The organism is Glycomyces algeriensis (genome assembly GCF_027622855.1).
In the GTDB taxonomy this organism is placed as follows: Bacteria; Actinomycetota; Actinomycetes; order Mycobacteriales; family Micromonosporaceae; genus Glycomyces; species Glycomyces algeriensis.
On record NZ_JAPZVR010000001.1, the window covers coordinates 415,538 to 432,918 of the forward strand.

14 protein-coding genes and 3 pseudogenes are annotated in these 17,381 nt (G+C 72.7%); 7 read left to right on the top strand and 10 right to left on the bottom strand.

Features of this window, described 5'->3' with window-relative positions:
- The first annotated feature begins 1 nt into the window (after position 1).
- From O2L52_RS01670 to lhgO, 3 genes are all read left to right on the top strand, one after another.
- Complete coding sequence (locus O2L52_RS01670; protein ID WP_270113557.1) at positions 2-1,504, top strand: aldehyde dehydrogenase (NADP(+)); 1,503 nt, start codon at positions 2-4, stop codon at positions 1,502-1,504.
- Entirely contained in the window at positions 1,501-2,274 is a 774-nt protein-coding gene (locus tag O2L52_RS01675) for a sulfite exporter TauE/SafE family protein (RefSeq protein WP_270113559.1), read from the top strand. Before O2L52_RS01670 ends, O2L52_RS01675 begins: the two co-directional genes overlap by 4 nt.
- A gap of 109 nt (positions 2,275-2,383) precedes the next feature.
- The gene (gene lhgO, locus O2L52_RS01680; RefSeq protein ID WP_270113560.1) at positions 2,384-3,601 is read left to right on the top strand and encodes an L-2-hydroxyglutarate oxidase; all 1,218 of its coding nucleotides are present in this window, start codon (positions 2,384-2,386) and stop codon (positions 3,599-3,601) included.
- Between the two features lie 66 nt (positions 3,602-3,667).
- Here the strand turns inward: lhgO and O2L52_RS25375 are convergent.
- Positions 3,668-4,564 (bottom strand): annotated as a pseudogene (locus tag O2L52_RS25375) (NADP-dependent oxidoreductase); the annotation flags it as partial.
- A gap of 99 nt (positions 4,565-4,663) precedes the next feature.
- Here O2L52_RS25375 and O2L52_RS01690 point away from each other — a divergent pair.
- Together O2L52_RS01690 and O2L52_RS01695 are read left to right on the top strand one after the other, a co-directional pair.
- On the top strand, positions 4,664-5,263 hold the full coding sequence (locus O2L52_RS01690; protein WP_270113562.1) for a TetR/AcrR family transcriptional regulator: 600 nt from the start codon (positions 4,664-4,666) through the stop codon (positions 5,261-5,263).
- Between the two features lie 25 nt (positions 5,264-5,288).
- Positions 5,289-5,699, top strand: coding sequence for a cupin domain-containing protein (locus O2L52_RS01695; RefSeq protein ID WP_270113563.1), 411 nt, complete (start codon positions 5,289-5,291; stop codon positions 5,697-5,699).
- Between the two features lie 96 nt (positions 5,700-5,795).
- Here O2L52_RS01695 and O2L52_RS01700 read toward each other — a convergent pair whose 3' ends face one another.
- Positions 5,796-6,320 (bottom strand): DoxX family membrane protein, encoded by a 525-nt coding sequence (locus O2L52_RS01700; protein WP_270113564.1) that lies wholly within the window; start codon positions 6,318-6,320, stop codon positions 5,796-5,798.
- Between the two features lie 281 nt (positions 6,321-6,601).
- Between O2L52_RS01700 and O2L52_RS01705 the strand changes: the two genes are divergently transcribed.
- Both O2L52_RS01705 and O2L52_RS25290 read left to right on the top strand, forming a co-directional pair.
- Positions 6,602-7,588, top strand: coding sequence for a glycosyltransferase family 2 protein (locus tag O2L52_RS01705; protein WP_270113565.1), 987 nt, complete (start codon positions 6,602-6,604; stop codon positions 7,586-7,588).
- A gap of 35 nt (positions 7,589-7,623) precedes the next feature.
- Positions 7,624-8,412, top strand: a pseudogene (locus tag O2L52_RS25290) (lysylphosphatidylglycerol synthase domain-containing protein); the annotation flags it as partial.
- A 285-nt stretch (positions 8,413-8,697) separates the two neighbouring features.
- Here O2L52_RS25290 and O2L52_RS25380 read toward each other — a convergent pair.
- The 8 genes and pseudogenes from O2L52_RS25380 to O2L52_RS01740 form a co-directional block, all read right to left on the bottom strand.
- Positions 8,698-9,573, bottom strand: a pseudogene (locus O2L52_RS25380) (glycosyltransferase family 4 protein); the annotation flags it as partial.
- Positions 9,574-9,659: 86 nt separating this feature from the next.
- A complete protein-coding gene (locus O2L52_RS25295) occupies positions 9,660-10,802 on the bottom strand; it encodes an endonuclease/exonuclease/phosphatase family protein (RefSeq protein ID WP_281846599.1) in 1,143 nt (380 codons plus the stop codon).
- 8 nt (positions 10,803-10,810) lie between these two features.
- Positions 10,811-11,761, bottom strand: a complete 951-nt coding sequence (locus O2L52_RS01715) for a UbiA prenyltransferase family protein (protein WP_270113567.1) — start codon at positions 11,759-11,761, stop codon at positions 10,811-10,813.
- The gene (locus O2L52_RS01720; protein ID WP_344474450.1) at positions 11,709-12,818 is read right to left on the bottom strand and encodes an NAD-dependent epimerase/dehydratase family protein; all 1,110 of its coding nucleotides are present in this window, start codon (positions 12,816-12,818) and stop codon (positions 11,709-11,711) included. Before O2L52_RS01720 ends, O2L52_RS01715 begins: the two co-directional genes overlap by 53 nt.
- A 2-nt stretch (positions 12,819-12,820) precedes the next feature.
- Positions 12,821-14,233, bottom strand: coding sequence for an aspartate aminotransferase family protein (locus tag O2L52_RS01725; RefSeq protein ID WP_270113569.1), 1,413 nt, complete (start codon positions 14,231-14,233; stop codon positions 12,821-12,823).
- Positions 14,220-15,263: a glycosyltransferase family 2 protein gene (locus O2L52_RS01730; protein WP_270113570.1), complete on the bottom strand. Its 1,044-nt coding sequence runs from the start codon at positions 15,261-15,263 to the stop codon at positions 14,220-14,222. Before O2L52_RS01730 ends, O2L52_RS01725 begins: the two co-directional genes overlap by 14 nt.
- A 209-nt stretch (positions 15,264-15,472) precedes the next feature.
- Complete coding sequence (locus O2L52_RS01735; protein ID WP_270113571.1) at positions 15,473-16,453, bottom strand: aldo/keto reductase; 981 nt, start codon at positions 16,451-16,453, stop codon at positions 15,473-15,475.
- Positions 16,454-16,473: 20 nt separating this feature from the next.
- On the bottom strand, positions 16,474-17,280 hold the full coding sequence (locus tag O2L52_RS01740) for an AfsR/SARP family transcriptional regulator (RefSeq protein ID WP_270113572.1): 807 nt from the start codon (positions 17,278-17,280) through the stop codon (positions 16,474-16,476).
- Positions 17,281-17,381 lie beyond the last annotated feature (101 nt).

Here is a 17,381-nt window from a genome sequence, read left to right on the forward strand (position 1 = left end):
CATGAACGCCCAGATCACCAGCACCGACCCGCGCACCGGCGCCCCCGTCGCCGAAGCCGCGCCCACCTCGCCCGTCGAGGTCCGCCGCATCACCGCCGCCGCAGCGGCCGCCGCCCCCGAACTCGACCGCCGCGGCCGCGCCTTCCGCGCCCGCCTCCTCCGCGCCGTCGCCGCCCGCCTCGAAGAGCGCCGCGACGCCATCGTCGCCCTCGGCCAGCGCGAGACCGGGCTCCCTGAGGCCCGTCTCAACGGCGAACTCACCCGCACCGCCTACCAGGCCGAGTTCTTCGCGAGCGTCATCGAAGACGGCGGCTACCTCGAAGCCACGATCGACCACGCCGCCGACACCCCGATGGGACCCGGCCCCGACCTGCGCCGCCTCCTCATCCCGCTCGGCCCCGTCGCCGTCTTCGGCGCCTCCAACTTCCCCCTCGCCTTCTCCGTCCCCGGCGGCGACACCGTCTCGGCGCTGGCCGCCGGGAACCCGGTGATCGTGAAGGCGCACGACTCGCACCTCGGCCTCTCGCAACTGTCCTATGAGGCGCTGGTGCAGGCCTGCGCGGACGTGGACGCGCCGGAGGGGACCGTGGGCATCGTCTTCGGCACCGAGGCCGGCGCGGCCCTCGTCGCCGACCCCGCGGTGAAGGCGGTCGGCTTCACCGGTTCGCTCACCGGCGGCAAGGCCCTGCTGGACATCATCAACGGCCGCCCCGAGCCGATCCCGTTCTACGGCGAGCTCGCGAGCGTCAACCCGCTCGTCGTCTCCGCCGCCGCGGCCGCCGAGCGGCCCGAGGCCATCGCGAGCGGCCTCGTCGCCTCCGTCACCGGATCGGGCGGGCAGCTCTGCACCAAGCCCGGCATCGTGTTCGTGCCCAAGGGCACCGAAGGCGACAAGCTCCTCGGCGCCGCCGCGGCCCTCATCACCGAGACCGCCGCGCACCCGCTGCTGAACGCCCGCATCGCCGAGTCCTACCGCGCGATCGCCGACTCCTACACCGCCGCACCCGGCGTGAAGGAGCTCGCGGTCGGCGCCGCCGCCCCGCAGGAGGGCTCCTTCGGCAGCCCGCGACTGCTCGAAGTGGACGCCGCCGACTTCACGCCCGCCGTCGCCGAAGAGTGCTTCGGCCCCAGCGCGATCGCCGTCCGCTACGGCGACGCCGCCGAACTCGCCCGCGCTTTCGCGGCCCTCCCGGCCTCGCTCACCGCGACCCTCCACACCGCCGAAGGCGACCCGGACCTCGACGCGCTCGTCGCACTCGTCACGCCGCTGGCCGGCCGCCTCGTCTTCGACCAGTTCCCCACCGGGGTCCTCGTCTCGTGGGCGCAGCACCACGGCGGCCCGTGGCCCTCGACGAACACGCTCCACACCTCCGTGGGCGCCACCGCGATCCGCCGCTTCCTGCGCCCGATGACCTGGCAGAACGCGCCGGAGTCGGTGCTGCCGCCCGAACTGCGAGACGACGCCGCCGTCCCGCAGCGCGTGGACGGCCGGCTCCGGCCGTGACCGCACTCCCGGACGGCGCCGCCGCCTGGGCCATGCTGGCCCTCGCGGCGGTGCTCGTCGGCGTCGCCAAGACCGGCTTCAGCGGCATGGGCTCGCTGCCGATCCTGCTGTTCGCCACCGTCCTGCCGGCCAAGGAGTCGACGGGCGCGCTGCTGCCGGTGCTGATCCTCGCCGACCTCTTCGCGATCCGCTTCTACTCGCGGCACGTGGAGTGGCGGGTGCTCGCCCGCCTCGCCCCCTGGGTGGTGGTCGGCACCGTCATGGGCGCGGTCGTGCTGTGGTTCGTCGACGACACGCTCATGCGGCTGGTCATCGGCGCCGTCCTCCTGGCGATGCTCGCAATCCAGGTGTGGAACCGGTTGCGGCCCAAGGCGATCGACCCGAAACCGCCGAGCGGCCTGGCCCGCCGGAGCGCCGCCGCGGGGGCGGGCGTCGCGGCGGGCGCGACCACGATGATGGCGAACGCGGCGGGCCCGGTCATGGTCCTGTACCTGATGCTCTCGGGCTTCCCGAAGCTGCGGTTCCTGGGCACGATGGCGTGGTTCTTCTTCGCGGTCAACCTGTTCAAGGTCCCATTCAGCTGGGGCCTCGGCCTCATCTCCTGGCACACCCTCCTGATGGCGGTCATCCTCATCCCGGCCGTCGCGGTCGGGGCGCTGGTCGGCCGCGCGGTGGTGCACCGGGTGAACCAGCGGCAGTTCGAGCTCGCGACCCTCGTGCTCTCGGGCGCGGGCGCGGGCCTGCTCATGCTCTCGGCCCTGACCGGTTGAGCGGCAACGGAAGTGAACGATAGGGTCGGCTGAAGTCGACACCGATCGCGAAGGCGGCGTTTATAAAAGGGACCGCTGGGAACGCTTTAGGCAATCGTGGAGGTCCGTTATGGCTGACGAGGTACTGGGAGTCGTAGGCGCGGGGATCGTCGGTCTGGCGGTCGCGCGGGAACTGGCGCGGCGCCGCCCGGGGGCGCGGGTGGTGGTCTTCGAGAAGGAGGACCGCGTCGCCGCCCACCAGACGAGCCACAACTCCGGGGTGGTGCACGCCGGGATCTACTACGTGCCGGGCAGTCTGAAGGCCCGCTTGTGCACCCGCGGCGTGGCCCTCCTCAAGGCGTACTGCGCCGAGCACAAGCTGCCCTATGTGGAGTGCGGGAAGCTCGTGGTCGCGGTGCGCGAGGAAGAGGTGCCGCGCATGGACGCCCTCTACGGGCGCGCTGTCGCCAACGGCGTGCCGGGCCTGCGCCGCGTCGGCCCCGAGGAGCTGCGCGAGATCGAGCCGCACGCGACCGGCCTCGGCGCGATCCACTCCCCGGGGAGCGCCATCACCGACTACGCCGCCGTCGCGCGCGCCTTCGCCGCCGAGGTGACCGCCGCCGGAGGCGAAGTGCGCCTGGGCTTCCCCGTCGACGGGATCGAACCGGCCGGGTCGCGCGTGCGCGTCGCCTCCGGGGAGGAGCGGGTCACCGTGGACCACCTGGTCCTGTGCGCCGGGCTCCAGGCCGACCGCGTGGCGGCGCTCGCCGGCGACGAGCCCGGCCCCCGCATCGTGCCCTTCCGCGGCGAGTACCTGCGCGTGAAGAACGCCAAGGCCGAGTTCCTGCGCGGCCTCGTCTACCCCGTGCCGGTGCCCGGGTACCCGTTCCTCGGCGTCCACTTCACCCGCCGCATCGACTCCGGCACGGTGGAGATCGGACCGAACGCGGTCCTCGCGCTCGCCGCCGAGGGCTACCGCTGGCGCGACCTCAGCCCCGCCCACATCGCCCGGCTCGCCGCCTGGCCCGGGGCCTGGCGGATGGCCGCCCGGCACTGGCGCATGGGGGCCCTCGAGGTCTACGGCTCGGTCTCCAAGCGCGCCTACATGGAGACCGCGCAGCAGTACTTCCCGGAGATCGGCTTCGCGGACGTCGAACGCGACGGCGCCGGCGTCCGGGCCCAGGCCCTCGACCGGGACGGCGGCCTGGTCGACGACTTCCGGATCCACCGCCTCGGCCCCGTCACGGCCGTCCGCAACGCGCCCTCGCCCGCGGCCACCTCGTCGATGGCGATCGCCGAGCACGTGGTGGAGCAGGTCCTCGAACCGGCCTCCGGGTTCGGCTGGTAACACCCGGACCACGAGCTTCCCGAAGGTGTGCCGCCGCGCGAAGTCCGCGACCGCCTGCGGCCCTTGGTCGAGCGTGTACCGGCGACCGATGTGCGCGGCCAGCTCGCCGCCCGCGGCCGCTTCGGCGACCTCGGCCATCCCGCCGAGCCGCCCGTCCATGTCGAGCACGAACCGCAGGTCGACATCGTCGCGCCCGAGCCATTCCGGCTGGGTGACCGGGAACGTGATGTTCACCAGGCGGCCGCCCGGACGCAGCGCCGCCGCCACCTCGGTGAGCCGGTCGCCGGGCAGTACCAGGTTGAACGCCGCATCCACATCGGAGGGGTACTCGGCGGCGTCGTAGCCGATCACCGCCGCCGCACCGAGCCCGCGCACCAGGTCCGCGTCCTCCGGCTTCGCCGTCGCGGTCACCGTCGCGACCGCCGCCAGCGCGGGCAGCAGCGCCGTGCCCACGCCGCCGGTGGCCCCGACGACGAGCACCGACGAACCGGGCGCGATCTCGGCGGTGGCCAGCATGGCGCGGACCGTGAGGCCCGCGGTCGGGAGCGCCGCGGCGTCCTCGACGCTGAGCCCTTGCGGCCGTCGGGCGATGAACGGGGTGTCGGCTTCGAAGACCGCGTACTCGGCGAGCGTCCCGGTGGTGAGTGAGGGCCTGCCGGTGCCGGCCATGGCCCGCAGGGCCCGCGGCACGGCTTGGCCGAAGATTTCGTCGCCCACCGCGTAGGCGGTGACGCCGGGCCCGAGTTCGCTGACGGTGCCGGCGAAGTCGTTGCCGGGCACGTGGGGGAACTCGAGCGGGAACTGCTCGCGGAAGTCGCCGCTGGGCACCTGCACGTCGGCGGGGTTGACCGAGGCGGCGGCGATGCGCACCTGGATCTGGCCGGGGCCGGGCCGCGGCGCCGGGATCTCGGCGACGGTGTAGCTCTCGGGCGGGCCGTAGTCGTTGGCGACGACTGCCTTCATGTGCGCTCCTTGGGGTGCGGTAAACGGACCGTGCGGTCACCTTCGTGTCGGAACGCTAGCACTAACCGGACCGGCCGGTCAACTTGGTATGGTGGGACCATGCCCGACACCCGCCCGCTCCGCGCCGACGCCGCCCGCAACCGGGGGCTCCTGCTGGCCGCCGCCGCGGACGAGTTCGCCGAGCACGGCCTCGACGCCTCGGTCACGGACATCGCCCGCCGGGCCGGGGTCGGCAAGGGCACGGTGTTCCGGCACTTCCCGACGAAGGACGACCTGATCGCCGCGATCCTCATCGACCGCATGGAGGCGCTGAGCGACCTGGGGGAGCGGCTCTGCGAGGCCGCCGACGCAGGGGAGGCCCTGCGCGAGTTCCTCACGGCCGCAGCGATGCAGCGGCAGGAGCGCGACCTGTCCTTCCTGGCCGAGGCGAGCGCGTCGCTGAATGAGGTCGGCCGCGCCCGCGACCGGATGCTCGCCGCCGTGGACGCGCTCGCCGACCGGGCGCGCGAGCACGGCATGCTGCGCGACGACGTCACGGGCGCCGACGTGTTCCTGCTGATGTGCGCCCCGAACTACGTCGCCGGATACGTGCCTGACGCATCCCCCGACCTGTGGCGCCGCTACCTGCAGCTCATCCTCGACGGCCTGCGCCCCGAAGGCGCCCGGCCCCTCCCGGCCACCGCCCCGCGACTCAACTGACCGACATCGACGCTAGGTGAAGCCCATGTCCGTCCCGGACTCGTTCGAACCGCACCTGCGCGGCAAGACCCTCGCGCCGCCCGGCTCCGACCTCGTGCTCGCCGAGTGGGAGGCCGACGGCTCCCCGGACGGCTCGCTCGTCTACCAGGCGCCGCTGCACCGCCACGGCGACGACGAGGCCTGGTACGTGCTCGAAGGGACGCTCGCCGTGCGGATCGGCGACGAGGAGGTCGAGGTCCCCGCGGGCGGCGCCGCGATCGTCCCGGGCGGACTCGCCCACACGTTCTGGAACCCCCGCGCCGAACCGGCCCGGTACCTGCTCGTCATGGGCGCCAAGACGAACGCGCTGATCAATGCCATCCACGCCGCGGCCGACCAGAGCCCGGAGGCGATGCGGCTGCTCTTCGAACGGCACGACGCGGAGCTGCTCGAATAGGGGAGGACCACAAGGCCGCGCACCGAGCGCTCCGCAGAGCGCCCGGCGCGGTCGAGGTGGTTCCCGGCGCACGGGATCGCCTGCACGCCTTCGGGTTCAGCGCAGGATCGGGAAGCGCCGCACCAGGCCGAGCCGGCCCCAGGCGAGTCCGAGCCCCCACCGGTCCCCGGCGCTGGTGAAGATCAGCGCGATCATGACCGTGGCGTAGACGAAGTGCGGGTCGACGACCGGGTTGGACTCGAGCGGGAGCATCGAGGCCCACAGCGCGAGCATGAGCACCGCGCCGCCGATCGCCGCCGGGCGCAGGCAGACGCCGAGGATGAGGGCGATCCCGAGACCGGCCTGGGCGGCCATGAACAGCCAGTCGGCCCAGACCATCCCGGACGCGCCGTTGTACATCCCGCCGGCGCCGCCCGAGAAGAACTCGGCGGTCGGGCTGCCGCCGTCGATCCAGCCTTCGTTCGCGGGGGTGCTGAAGCCGAATCCGAACGTCTTGTCGAGGAAGGCCCACAGGAAGATCCAGCCGAGGACGATCCGGACGACCGCGAGGCTGCGCGGCGGGCGGACGTCGGCGGCGGCGCTGGTTTCAGCGGACTGGTGAGTGGAGAGTTGCGCGGTCATGCTGCATCCCTTGGGGTATAGGGCTAAGAATGGTCGATGAAGCGCCACCAAAATAACACGCGGACCATTACCGCGCAATCCGCGCACCGCTCGGGAATCCGTATTCGACAGCGCCGACGAGTGATACCGAATCGCCATTCGTCAAGGTCCCGTACAGGCGCATTCAAGGCCGCCGTGCAAGCGCCAGGTAGCACGATCTTCCTGTTCAAGCGGCATGGAATGACCGTACTCGTACAGGTCGAATATCGTCGCATTCAAGAACCGGAAGCGAGTATCGGGATATGTCGACAGAGCTTCCATGGTCGGTGGTCATCCCCTGCCACAATGCCGCCAAAACCCTTGCGCGATGCCTATCAGCGGTATACGCGCAATCCGCTCTGCCCGTCGAAGTCATCGTGGTCGACGACGCCAGCACCGACGCCACCGCCGCGATCGCGGCCGGCTTCCCCTGCCGCACGATCACGGTCGACCCCAACCGCGGACCCGCCGCCGCCCGCAACCTCGGCGCCGCCCGCGCGGTCGGCGAGGTCCTGTTCTTCCTCGACGCGGACATCGAACTGCGGCCCGACGCCCTCGCCAGCGCCGCCGCCGCGCTCGCCGCCCCCGGCGTCGGCCTCGTCCAAGGCGTCTACGCCGCCGAACCGATGATCGACGACGGCCCCGTCGAGCGCTACAAGACCCTCTTCGAGCACCGCTGGCGCACCGCCGCCGCCGGGCCCACCGACGTGACCCTCTTCGCGCTCACCGCGATCCGCACCGAGGTCTTCACCGCCGCCCGCGGCTTCGACGAGACCCTGCGCTCCGGCGAGGACGTCGAGTTCGGCTCCCGCCTCCCCGCCCGCTGGACCGCCGTGACCGATCCGGCCGTGGTCGGCCGCCACGACGACGTCGACCGGCTCGGCGCCCTCCTCGCCGAGCAGTGGCGCCGCTCCCTGCGCTTCGCGGAACTCCTCGCCCGCGCCCGCCGCAGTCCGTCCACATCGAACACCGTCCGCACCGGCGCCTACGGGCCCGCGGCGGTCCTCGCCGCCGCCGCGATCGCCGCCACCGCGCCCCTCGCGATCTGGTCGCCCTGGCTCGCACTCCTCCCGGTGCTCTTCACCGCCGCGTTCGCCCTCGCCAGCGCGCCCCTCCTCACGGCCGCCGCAGCCAACGGCCACCGCTGGGCCGCAACGGTGTTCGCGCTGCACCTGCTGTACGTCGGCACCGCCGGCCTCGCGAGCCTCGTCGGGGTCCTCCGGCCCGCCGTCTGGAGGGTCCGGGCATGAAACGCATCCTCTGGCGCCTTTCGGGAATCGTCGTCATGGCCGCCGTCGTCGTCGCGGTCGCCGCGGCCATGCGCGGCCAGGACTGGAGCGCGGCGCTCGCGTTCGCCAGCGGCGAGCACGTGCCGCAGATCGTGCTGGCTGGCCTGATCAACCTCGTCGGCCTCGTGCTCGGCATGCTCGCCTGGCGCGCGATCGTCAACGGCGCGGGCGAACCGGTGCCGGTGCGCGACGCCGCGAACATCTTCTTCGCCGGCATGCTCGTCAAATACCTTCCCGGTCGCTTGTGGACATTGTTCGTCAACATGCGCATGGGCACCGAGGTCGGCGTCGGCCCGGCCCGCATGGCCGGCGTCTACGTGCTCAACATCGGCGTCATGATCACCACCGGAATGCTCGCGGGCCTCCTCGCCGCCCCGGCGGCCTTCGGCCCGCGCGGCTGGTGGGTGCTCCTCGCCGCCGTCCCCGGGCTCGTGCTCTTCGTCCGGCCCGCCCTGGTCAACCGCGCCGCGGCCCTGACCACGAAGATCGTCCGCAAGCCCGCCCCGCCCGCCTACAGCGGCAGGTCGATCCGCGCCTCGCTGCTCTACCAGACGGTGTCGTGGCTGGTCACCGGCCACCACCTGTGGGTGCTGGCGCTGGCCGCCGGCGCGGACCCGTGGCGGTCCTACCTGCTGTGCGTGGGCCTGTTCGGGCTGGCGCTGGTGGTCGGCTCGCTCGTGGTGATCGTGCCCGACGGCCTGGGTGTCCGCGAGGGCATCCTGGTGGCGGCGCTGACCCTGGTGCTGCCCTTGCCGATGGCGGGGGCGGTCGCCGTGACGAGCAGGGCGGTGGCCACGCTCGGCGAGGTCGCCTCCGCCGCGGTGGTCTACGCCTGGGCGAGGCGGGGGCGGCGGGGGCGGGGGGGGGGGGGCGGGGGGGGGCCCCGGGGGGGGGGGGGGGGGCGCGCGCGCGGCCCCTCCGACCCCCCCCCAAACGGCCCCCAACGCGGACTCCTGGCCGACGGCGGCGGCCGCGCCCCCCGCGCCGGCGGACCGGCGCCCGGCCGGGTAGCGGGCCACGCGCCGCAGCGCCTCCCGCAGCCCGTCCGCGTCGCCGGACTCGACGAGTTCGCCGAATCCCGTGGTCTGCAACGGCACGCGCATGCCAGGCAGATCCGAGGCGACGACCGGGACGCCGGACATCATGGCCTCGGTCTGGGTGATGCCGAAGGACTCCTCGGCCACGGACGGCAGCGCGAAGGCGTCGAGGGACGCGTGGAAGTCGGCGATCGCCGGCTCCTCGAGCCGCCCGAGGAACCGGATGCGGCCGTCCCCGGCGGCCTGGCCGCGCAGCCGCGCGACCACGTCGCCGCCGGCCACGCTCTCGTCGCCGGCGAGCAGCAGCCGCGCCGCCGGGTCGTCCCAGTCCCGGAAGGCCCGCACGAGATGGTGGAGCCCCTTCTCGGGGGCCATGCGCCCGAGGAACCCGATGTGGGGTCCCGCGCCGTCGCGGAACACCGGTTTCCCGGGGCCGCGCTCGCGGCACGGCGGCGGGACGGCGCAGACGCGCCGCTGCTCCATGATCGCCCAGTGCCGCGAGGACTTCGCGTGGTCGAGGTTGGCGACGACGACCGCGGCGGCGCGGCGCAGCGCGGCGGCCACCGAGGCGTCGACCACCGCGATCTGCGCCTTGGCCGTGGCGCCCCCGGAGAGCCAGACGTCGTCGTGGTGGTGGACCACCACGGGCGTGCCGCGCGCCGCGCGCGCGATGAGGCCGGCCTCCAGCATCGGCACATGGAGATTGACCACATCGGACCGCCGCGCGATCCGGCCCGCGAGCGAGGCGAACCCCGGGCTGACCACGCCGCGCCCGATGCGGGCGGCGACGCGGGCGCGGTGGACGTGCACGCCCCCGCGGACCTCGAAGCGCGGCAGGGCCGGGTCGTGGCGGGACGCGACGACGGCGACGCGCTTCCCGTCGGCCGCCAAGGACTCGGCCACGTCCATCGCGACCCTGGTCAGCCCGCTGGTGTAGGGGGCGTAGTAGTTCAGCACGACGCAGGCGTCGTATCGGGAGTTCACCGTGCGGGCTCCTATCGGATGTCGAGCCCGACCATCTGGGCGTCGTGGTCGGAGAGGCCTTCGCTGGAGACGATCGCGTACTCGGCGACGCCGAGCCCCGGGCCGGTGCAGACCCAGTCGAGCCGCCACCACTTCGGGAACGGGAACCGGATGGAGGGCCAGCTGACCGGCATCACCGAGTCCGGGTCGGGGCAGTCGAGGCGGTCGCGCAGCGAGGCGACCCCCGCGCTGAGGATGGTCGAGTTGAGGTCGCCGCCGATGAACACCGGGTGCGGGTTGGCGTCGATGTCCTCGTTGAGCACGGTGAACTGCGAGGTGCGGCGCTGGTACTGCGAGCGCACGTACTCGTAGAAGTCCGCGCTGAGCGGCGAGGCCTCGCCGGTGGGCACGGGCACCGAGAGGTGCAGGTTGTACATGGAGACGACCTGCCCGTCGACGTCGATGTCGGTGCGGAGGATCTTGGTGGTCCAGTACTCGCGCCAGGGGTCGTCGGCGGGCGGCGCGCCCGGGTCGCCCTCGTCGATGAGCGCCTCGGTGTCGAGGGCTTCGGATTCGACGATCGGGAAGCGCGAGAGGGTGACCATCTCGCTGGCGATGACGAGCTCGTAGTCGGGGAAGTGCTCGCGGAGGGCGGCCTCGTCGTCGATGATCTCGACCCGGTCGGTGCGGGTCAGGTACTCGGTGAGGAGGTAGACGTCGGCGTCCTGGGCGAGCAGGTAGTCGTAGAACTCGTCGGCGTCGTCCCAGCGGTAGTGCCAGTAGTCGGCGTTCCAGGTGAACACGGAGACGTCGGCGGTGCCCTCGCCGGGCGGGCCGGTGAACAGCGCTGAGAGGTTGATGCCGGCGATCGGGTAGGCGATCGCGAACACGGCGAGGTGGACGATCCACAGTCGCCAGCGCTTGCCGCGGGCGAGGGCCATCGCGCACAGCGCGAGCAGGAGCGGCGGGACGAGGAGCGCGAACGGCGGCACCATCTCGATGAGGGACCACCACCAGACCCGTCCGGCCAGGACGAGGTGGGCGACGAGGAAGGCCGCCCACGATACGGTCAGGCCCACGACCAGGCGGACGCCCAGGCGCCGCAGTCTCCGGGGCTTCTTCGGTGCCGCGTCCTCAGTGGTGGGGGCGGGGGCGGGGTTCTCGGTCAGGCTCATGGTCTCCTTCAATCACTCGGGCCGAACAGGTCGGACATGTCGATCAGCTCAGTGGCCGCGAGGCATGCGAGGCAGCCCGCGCCGATGGCCAGGAGCACGGGGTCGCGCAGCAGCAGGCGCGTCGGGTCGCCGTCGCCGCCGCGCAGCTCGAGCCGCTGGAGGTAGCGGAACAGCGCCATCAGCAGCAGCGGGATCACCAGCATCGCCTGTGGCCCTTCCGATTCGGTGGCGTGCGGGCCGCGCAGCGCGAAGAGCAGGAACGTGGCCGTGGCGAGCCCGCCCGCGATGGAGATGAAGTGCTCGAGCATCGAGGCGGTGTAGCCGCGCAGCGCCGCGCGGTGGGCCGTCCCGGCGACGACGATCTCCCTGCGGCGCTTGCCGAGCACGAGCAGCAGCGAGACGAACAGCGTCGCGAGCACGATGAGGCTCGCGGGCGCGGCGCCGAGCACGAGGTACCCGGCGAGGGCCCGCAGCGGGAAGCCGGCCGCGACCGTGAACAGTTCGAGCACCGGCACGTCCCGGAGCTTGCGGCTGTACGCGAAGTTCAGGGCGACGTACGCCCCGATGGGGACCAGCAGTCCGGGGGCGGCCGCGATCGCCAGGGCCGCCGAGCCGGCGGCGCACGTGGCCGCGACGAGCACGGCCTGGCGCACCGAGAGCGCTCCCGAGGCGAGCGGGCGGTGCCGCTTGACCGGGTGGTGGCGGTCGCGTTCGCGGTCGGCGATGTCGTTGACGGCGTAGACGAGTGAGGACGCGAGCATGAACGCGGCCACTGCGAGGAGCGGCCCGGCGATGGTCGCGCGGTCCCACACCTGCGGGTCGAGGAACGGCAGCAGCACCGCTACGTTCTTGACCCACTGGCGGGGCCGGGCCAGCGCGACCGCCCCGGCGGCGGCCGCGCGGAGGCTAGGCGTCCGGGGTTCGGCCGGAGCGATTGCTTCCGGCTTGAGGCTGGTCATGGCGGCCCTCCTGCGCTCGTGCGGGTGGAAAGAGGATCTTGGCGCCGGCGAGCATCCCTTGCCGCCACCGGTCCGAGCTGGTGGCCCCGGCGGCGCCGCGCGGGGCGGGCGGACGCTCGCGCCACCACCGGAAGGTGCGCAGGATCGCGTCGCGGTTGGAGTGCTCGGGCGTGAAGCCCAGGCGCTCGGACGCCCTCGCGATGTCCACGAAGGAGTCGGCTTTGAGCTTGCGCACCAAGCGGTCGTAGACGGGGGAGAGGCCGAGCGCCGAGGCGGCGCGGAGCATCGCGATGGCGGGGGCGGCCGGGACGGACCTGATGCGGCCGCCGCGTCCGACCTCGTCGAGCACGGCCTGGAAGTCCGTGCGGAGCGTCCCGAACTCGCCCGCGCCGATGTTGTAGGTGTCGGCGGCGACGTCGTCGGGCGCGGTGAGGACGGTGCGCACGGCGCGGGCGAGGTCGTCGATGTCGAGCATCTGGACGCGAACGTCACCGCGTCCGATGACGGGGAAGTCGCGGCCCTCCTCGGCCCATTCGAAGAGCATCCCGAACAGGCCGAGCCGCCCCGGTCCCAGGAACGTCTTGGGCCGCACGATGCTCACGCACCGGTCGGCGCGGTGCGGGACGACGAGCGCCTCGGCCTCGGCCTTGGCGGCGCTGTAGGTGTCGACCGGTTCGTGCGGGTGGTCCTCGGGCGTGGGCACGAGGGCCGGGAGGCCGTACACCGCGGTGGAGGAGATGTGCACGACCCGTTCGACGTCGGCCTTCGCCGCGGCGTCGAGCATGGACCGCGCGCCGTCGACGATGATCGACCGGATGTCGGCCTTCGGGTACGACGGGAGCGCCGATGCACAGTGGACGACCGTGGTGCAGCCGTCGGCCGCTTCGCTGAGCGCGGTGGTGTCGCGGACGTCGCCGGTGCGCACGGTCAGCCCGGGGGCCGGGTCGAGCGCTCGCAGGTCGTAGGCCACGACCGACACGCCGTCCGCGAGGAGGTCGGCGGTGAGCCGGGAGCCGAGGACGCCGGCGGCGCCGGTGACGAGCACGCGGGAGGGCAGGTCTACCACAGGTTGCTCACCTTCTGCGCGACGAAGCGGCGCACCAGCCGTCCCAGCCCGGAGGAGAGGACGTCCTCGATCGCGGCGAGGCAGCGGTGCACCTCGTCGAGCGGTGTGACGAGCGGCGGCCCGATGACGACGGGGTGCTCGCCGTTGAGGGTGTAGTACAGGTAGATCCCGTGGTCCTCGTACATCGCCTGCAGGAACGCGGAGGCGAGCAGCTTCTGCTGGAAGCCCGGGTCCTTGGCGAGTCCGCCGGGGACGAGCTTCATGAGCGGCGCGACGAACGACGGGCCGCCCTGCAGGAACAGCCCCCACAGGGCCCCTGAGCCGCGCACGTCCGCGACCTCGTCAGGGAAGGCCTTCGCGATCCGGTCGAGCCCGGGCGCGAGCACGGCCTCGATGGCGCGGGCCCGCGCGGGGTAGTCGTCCTCGATCGCGATGTTGACGGCCTCGATGGCGGTGGCGCACTCCTCGCCGAAGCCGTAGTAGGTCGTGCTCGTGGTCTGCAGGAGGGCGTCGCCGAGGTTGTCGTACGCCTTGCGGTACAGGCGGTTGCGGACCACGAACCCTGAGATGGAGGACTTCCCGCCGCCGAGCGCCTTCGAGGTGCAGAGGATGTCGGGGATGACGCCCTCGTAGCGCATGAAGTGGAACAGGCTCCCGGTCTTGCCCCAGCCGGTGTAGATCTCGTCGTAGATGAGGACGATGTCCTCCTCGTCGCACAGCGCCCGCAGCCCCTGCAGGAACTCCTCGGAGCACTGGCCCATGGTGGAGGCGCTGAACGGTTCGATGAGCAGCGCGTACACGTTGCCGGGGTGGGCGGCGACGGCCTTGCGCACCGAGTCGAGGTCGTCGTAGACGAAGTCCTCGATGCCCGGGATGGTCGGGAAGCGGAACCCGTGCCCCTGGGCGGCGGTGAGGCCGCCGGAGCCGAGCAGTTTGCCGTGGAAGGCGGAGGTGGCGCGCAGGACCGTGTTGCGGCGGCCGCGGTGGTACTTGTAGGCGCATTTGACCGCGCCTTCGATGGCCTCCGCGCCGGAGTTGGGGAAGAACGAGTGGTCGAGATCGCCGGGCAGGACCTCGGCGAGGTTGTGGCTGAGCGCCGCCAGGTAGGGGGAGAAGAACGTCTTGTGCACCTCCATGCGGCCGCGCTCGGCGAAGCGGCGGCGCGCCTCGAGGATGCGGGGGTGGTTGTGGCCGTGGTTGAGCACGCCCACGCCGCCGGTGAGGTCGGTGACGCGGCGGCCGTCCTTGAGGTGCAGGTAGCAGCCTTCGGCGCGGTCGACCTGCTCGCGGCCGAAGCCGAACGAGGTCATGAGCGAGACCTGGCTGCTGTTGATGTAGCGGCGGTAGAGCTTCTGGACCTCTTTGAGGTCCATCGCCTCGGCTTCGTCGATGTCAATGAGTCGCATAGGGTTCGTTCCTCGTGGTGGGGGTGGTGCTCGCGGCGGGGCGGGCGCCCCGGCGCATCAGCGGCCCTGCGGCGATGCCGCAGACGAGGACCGCCATGAAGCTCAGGTGGACGGCCGCGAGCGGCACGGTCCGCGCGGGTCCGATGTGGCGCGCGGCGTAGCGGAGCAGGTCCGCGTCCGAGGCGAGGGCGAACGCGAGCGCCGCCGCGGTGGCGAGGAGCGCCTGCGGTGCGAGCACCGCGACCGGAAGGGACGCGAGCGCGGCGGCCGTCGCCGCGAGCGACCGCATGCGGTTGATGCGCTCCAGCCGGACCCCGCGCGGACGCAGCGCCGTCAGCGGCGTGGAGCGCTTCCATTGGGTCCGCAGCGCCTTCGGCAGCGACCCGCCCGCGTCGTGGCTCCCGGCCACGGACTCGGCGATGACGATCGCCGCGCGCCCGCCCATCCGCGCCGAGTACTCCACGTCCTCGCAGTCGCGCAGCCGCTCGTCGAGCGGACCGAACCGCTCGAACACGCCGCGCCGCACGGCCGCGACCGCGAACACGACCACATTGGCCGGTCCGGCGTAGCGGTGTCGCCAGAACGCCTCGCGCAGCACCAGGTACCACTCGGTGACGCCCCTGCCGCGCAACGGTACGGGCTCGTAGGTGCCGTGCACGATGTCGAGGCCCGCGTCGGATTCCATGAGCGCCATCGCGTTCGCGACCGCGTCGGGCCGCAGCGCGACGTCCGAGTCCACGAAGAACAGGACTTCGCCGCGCGCGGCGGCGATCCCGGTGTTGCGCGCCCGCGACGGTCCGCCGTTGCGCTCCAACCGGATGACCTCGCACCCGAACTCGGCCGCGATCGCCGCCGACTCGTCAGTGCTGGCGTCGTCGACCACGATCACCTCATCGGGCGCCCGCGTCTGGTTCCGCAGGGCCCCGAGGCAGTCCCGGAGTGTGCCGGTCGCGTTGTGGCAGGGCACGATCGCGCTGACGAAGAGCGGTCCGGCGGCCGGTTCGCGCGGTCGGGCGGGGTCTCGTCCCATGGGTCACTCTCGCTCAGTTCCGTAGCACAGCAGGTGAATCTCTTGGTACTGAACGTAATCAACCGTGCTGGACCGGGCCTCTATCGCACCTCGACCGGGTCTCTATACCACCTCTATCGAGCCACGACCGGGACTCGACCGGGACTGAAACGAAACTGAACCACGTTCCGCGAGCGATGCGTCGCGGAACGTGGTTCAGCTGGAGCGGATCAGGCCGCCGTGAGCCGATCGCGAACGGCCGCGTCCAGTTCGATCCCGGACCCGGCCAGGGCTTCGTCCAGTTGCGACACGCTGCTGACCCCGAGGATCGGGATCACCGTCGCGGGACCTGACGTGAGCCAGGCGAGCGCGAGCTGGTTCGGCGTCACCCCCAGCGCCGCCGCCTCCTCGCGCAGCACCGCGACCCGGCGTTCGGATCCGGCGTGGTCGTAGTCCACAGGCGCGCCGGGCGGCCTGCGGTCCGACCTGGAGAACGCGCCGTTCGACAGCGGCGAGTAGGCGAAGACCGGCAGGTCCTCGGCCACCGCGTAGTCGAGCAGCTCATCGCTCGCCGCGAGCTGGATCGATTCGGGCACCGGCACGTTCAGCGGCCGCGGGTAGAGGTAGGTGTGCCGCTGCTGGATCGCCCGGTACCCCTCGCGGCCAGCCCGCGCGGCGCTCGCCCGGGCCCGCTCGAGCCGCCAGGACGCGTGGTTGCTCGCGCCCAGGACTCCCACCGACCCCTTCTCGACCAGCCGGGCGAACGCGTCGACCGTCTCGTCGAGCGGCACCTCGCGGTCATCGGCGTGCGCGTAGTACAGCGCGACCGACTCGACCCCCAGTCGTTCTCTGCTGCGCTCGAACTGCTCGGCGATCCGCTCCGGTGACAGGCCCTCCCGGTTCCCGCCGTGGTACGGCTCGTCGGGGCGCGCGGGCGCGGACCCGACCTTCGTGGCCACCCGCATCGTCCCGGCCGCGTCCCGGGCGGCGAGCCAGCGCCCGATCAGCGCCTCGCTCTCCTCGCCGGTGCCGCCGTCGGCCCAGAAGGCGTAGCAGTTCGCGGTGTCGAGCAGGTTCCCGCCGGCCTCGGCGTACCGGTCGAGGATGGCGAACGCCTCGTCCTCGCCCACGGTCGTGCCGAAGTACATGGTGCCGAGGCAGAACTGGGAGGCCTCGAACCCCGTCGTTCCGCCGATCTGGTGTCGTCGCATGTCACTCCTCGTTGTTCGGCTCACCGCTGCTGTGCGGCGAGGGTCAGGTGCTCGGTCCACAGTTCTTCCCGGGGACGGTCGGCCAGCAGGTCGAAGAACAGCTCCTGCGCCCGCTGGGACGGGCCGATCCCCAAGTCCTCCTTCAGGAGCGAGCGCAGGTCGTGGTAGGCCACGAGCGCTTCGCCGCGCCGGTCCTCCCGGTCCAGGCCCAGCATCAGGAGGATCCACAACCGCTCCCGGAACGGATGGCGCCGCACCAGGGTCGCGAGTTCCGCCAGTGTGTCGCTGCGCCCGCCGAAGCGCAACCGCAGTGCTAGCGCGGTCTCGAGCGTGTCGAGCCGCAGCTCCTCTAGGCGGCGCCGCTCCTGGGTCGCGAGCGGCCCGGTCGCGCCGTGCAGCGCCTCCCCGCCCGACCAGCGGTCGAGCGCGCGGTCGAGCGCTTCCTGGGCCTGGCCGAGGTGCCCGGCCCAGAGCGCGGCCATGCCCGTGCGGCGGTCGGCCTCGAACTCCTCCACGTCGAGGGTGATGTCGCCGGGGGCGATGGAGTAGCCGGGCCGCAGGGACCGCAGGAGGCCGCCGCCTTCGGCGCTGCCGGTGCGGCGGCGCAGGCGGCTGATGTAGGTGTGGACGACGTTGACGGCGCTGGCGGGTGCGGCGGCGCCCCAGAGGTCGGCGATCAACTGGTCGACGAGGACGGGTGACCCGCGGCGGATGACGAGGATGCCGAAGCACTCCCGCTCCCGCGCGGGTCCGAGGTGGACCGATTCGTCCTCAATGGACATACCGATGGCGCCGAACAGGCGCACGTTGATTTCAGGGGTTCTCATGCTCACCTTCGAGTCGAGGTGCGCGCCGCACCGCGTGCGGCAGGGCTCGCCGCACTGGTCGACGCGGGTACGGGAGCGGCCGGCGACCTCGTTGGCGCAGC

Bases quoted from the DNA above. Each gene is read 5' to 3' on its own strand.
- O2L52_RS25295 (WP_281846599.1), bottom strand. From the start codon at position 10,802: ATGAGCCTGACCGAGAACCCCGCCCCCGCCCCCACCACTGAGGACGCG.
- O2L52_RS01725 (WP_270113569.1), bottom strand. From the start codon at position 14,233: ATGCGACTCATTGACATCGACGAAGCCGAGGCGATGGACCTCAAAGAG.
- O2L52_RS01705 (WP_270113565.1), top strand. From the start codon at position 6,602: ATGTCGACAGAGCTTCCATGGTCGGTGGTCATCCCCTGCCACAATGCC.
- O2L52_RS01730 (WP_270113570.1), bottom strand. From the start codon at position 15,263: ATGGGACGAGACCCCGCCCGACCGCGCGAACCGGCCGCCGGACCGCTC.
- lhgO (WP_270113560.1), top strand. From the start codon at position 2,384: ATGGCTGACGAGGTACTGGGAGTCGTAGGCGCGGGGATCGTCGGTCTG.
- O2L52_RS01695 (WP_270113563.1), top strand. From the start codon at position 5,289: ATGTCCGTCCCGGACTCGTTCGAACCGCACCTGCGCGGCAAGACCCTC.
- O2L52_RS01700 (WP_270113564.1), bottom strand. From the start codon at position 6,320: ATGACCGCGCAACTCTCCACTCACCAGTCCGCTGAAACCAGCGCCGCC.
- O2L52_RS01735 (WP_270113571.1), bottom strand. From the start codon at position 16,453: ATGCGACGACACCAGATCGGCGGAACGACGGGGTTCGAGGCCTCCCAG.
- O2L52_RS01690 (WP_270113562.1), top strand. From the start codon at position 4,664: ATGCCCGACACCCGCCCGCTCCGCGCCGACGCCGCCCGCAACCGGGGG.
- O2L52_RS01670 (WP_270113557.1), top strand. From the start codon at position 2: ATGAACGCCCAGATCACCAGCACCGACCCGCGCACCGGCGCCCCCGTC.
- O2L52_RS01740 (WP_270113572.1), bottom strand. From the start codon at position 17,280: ATGAGAACCCCTGAAATCAACGTGCGCCTGTTCGGCGCCATCGGTATG.
- O2L52_RS01715 (WP_270113567.1), bottom strand. From the start codon at position 11,761: ATGACCAGCCTCAAGCCGGAAGCAATCGCTCCGGCCGAACCCCGGACG.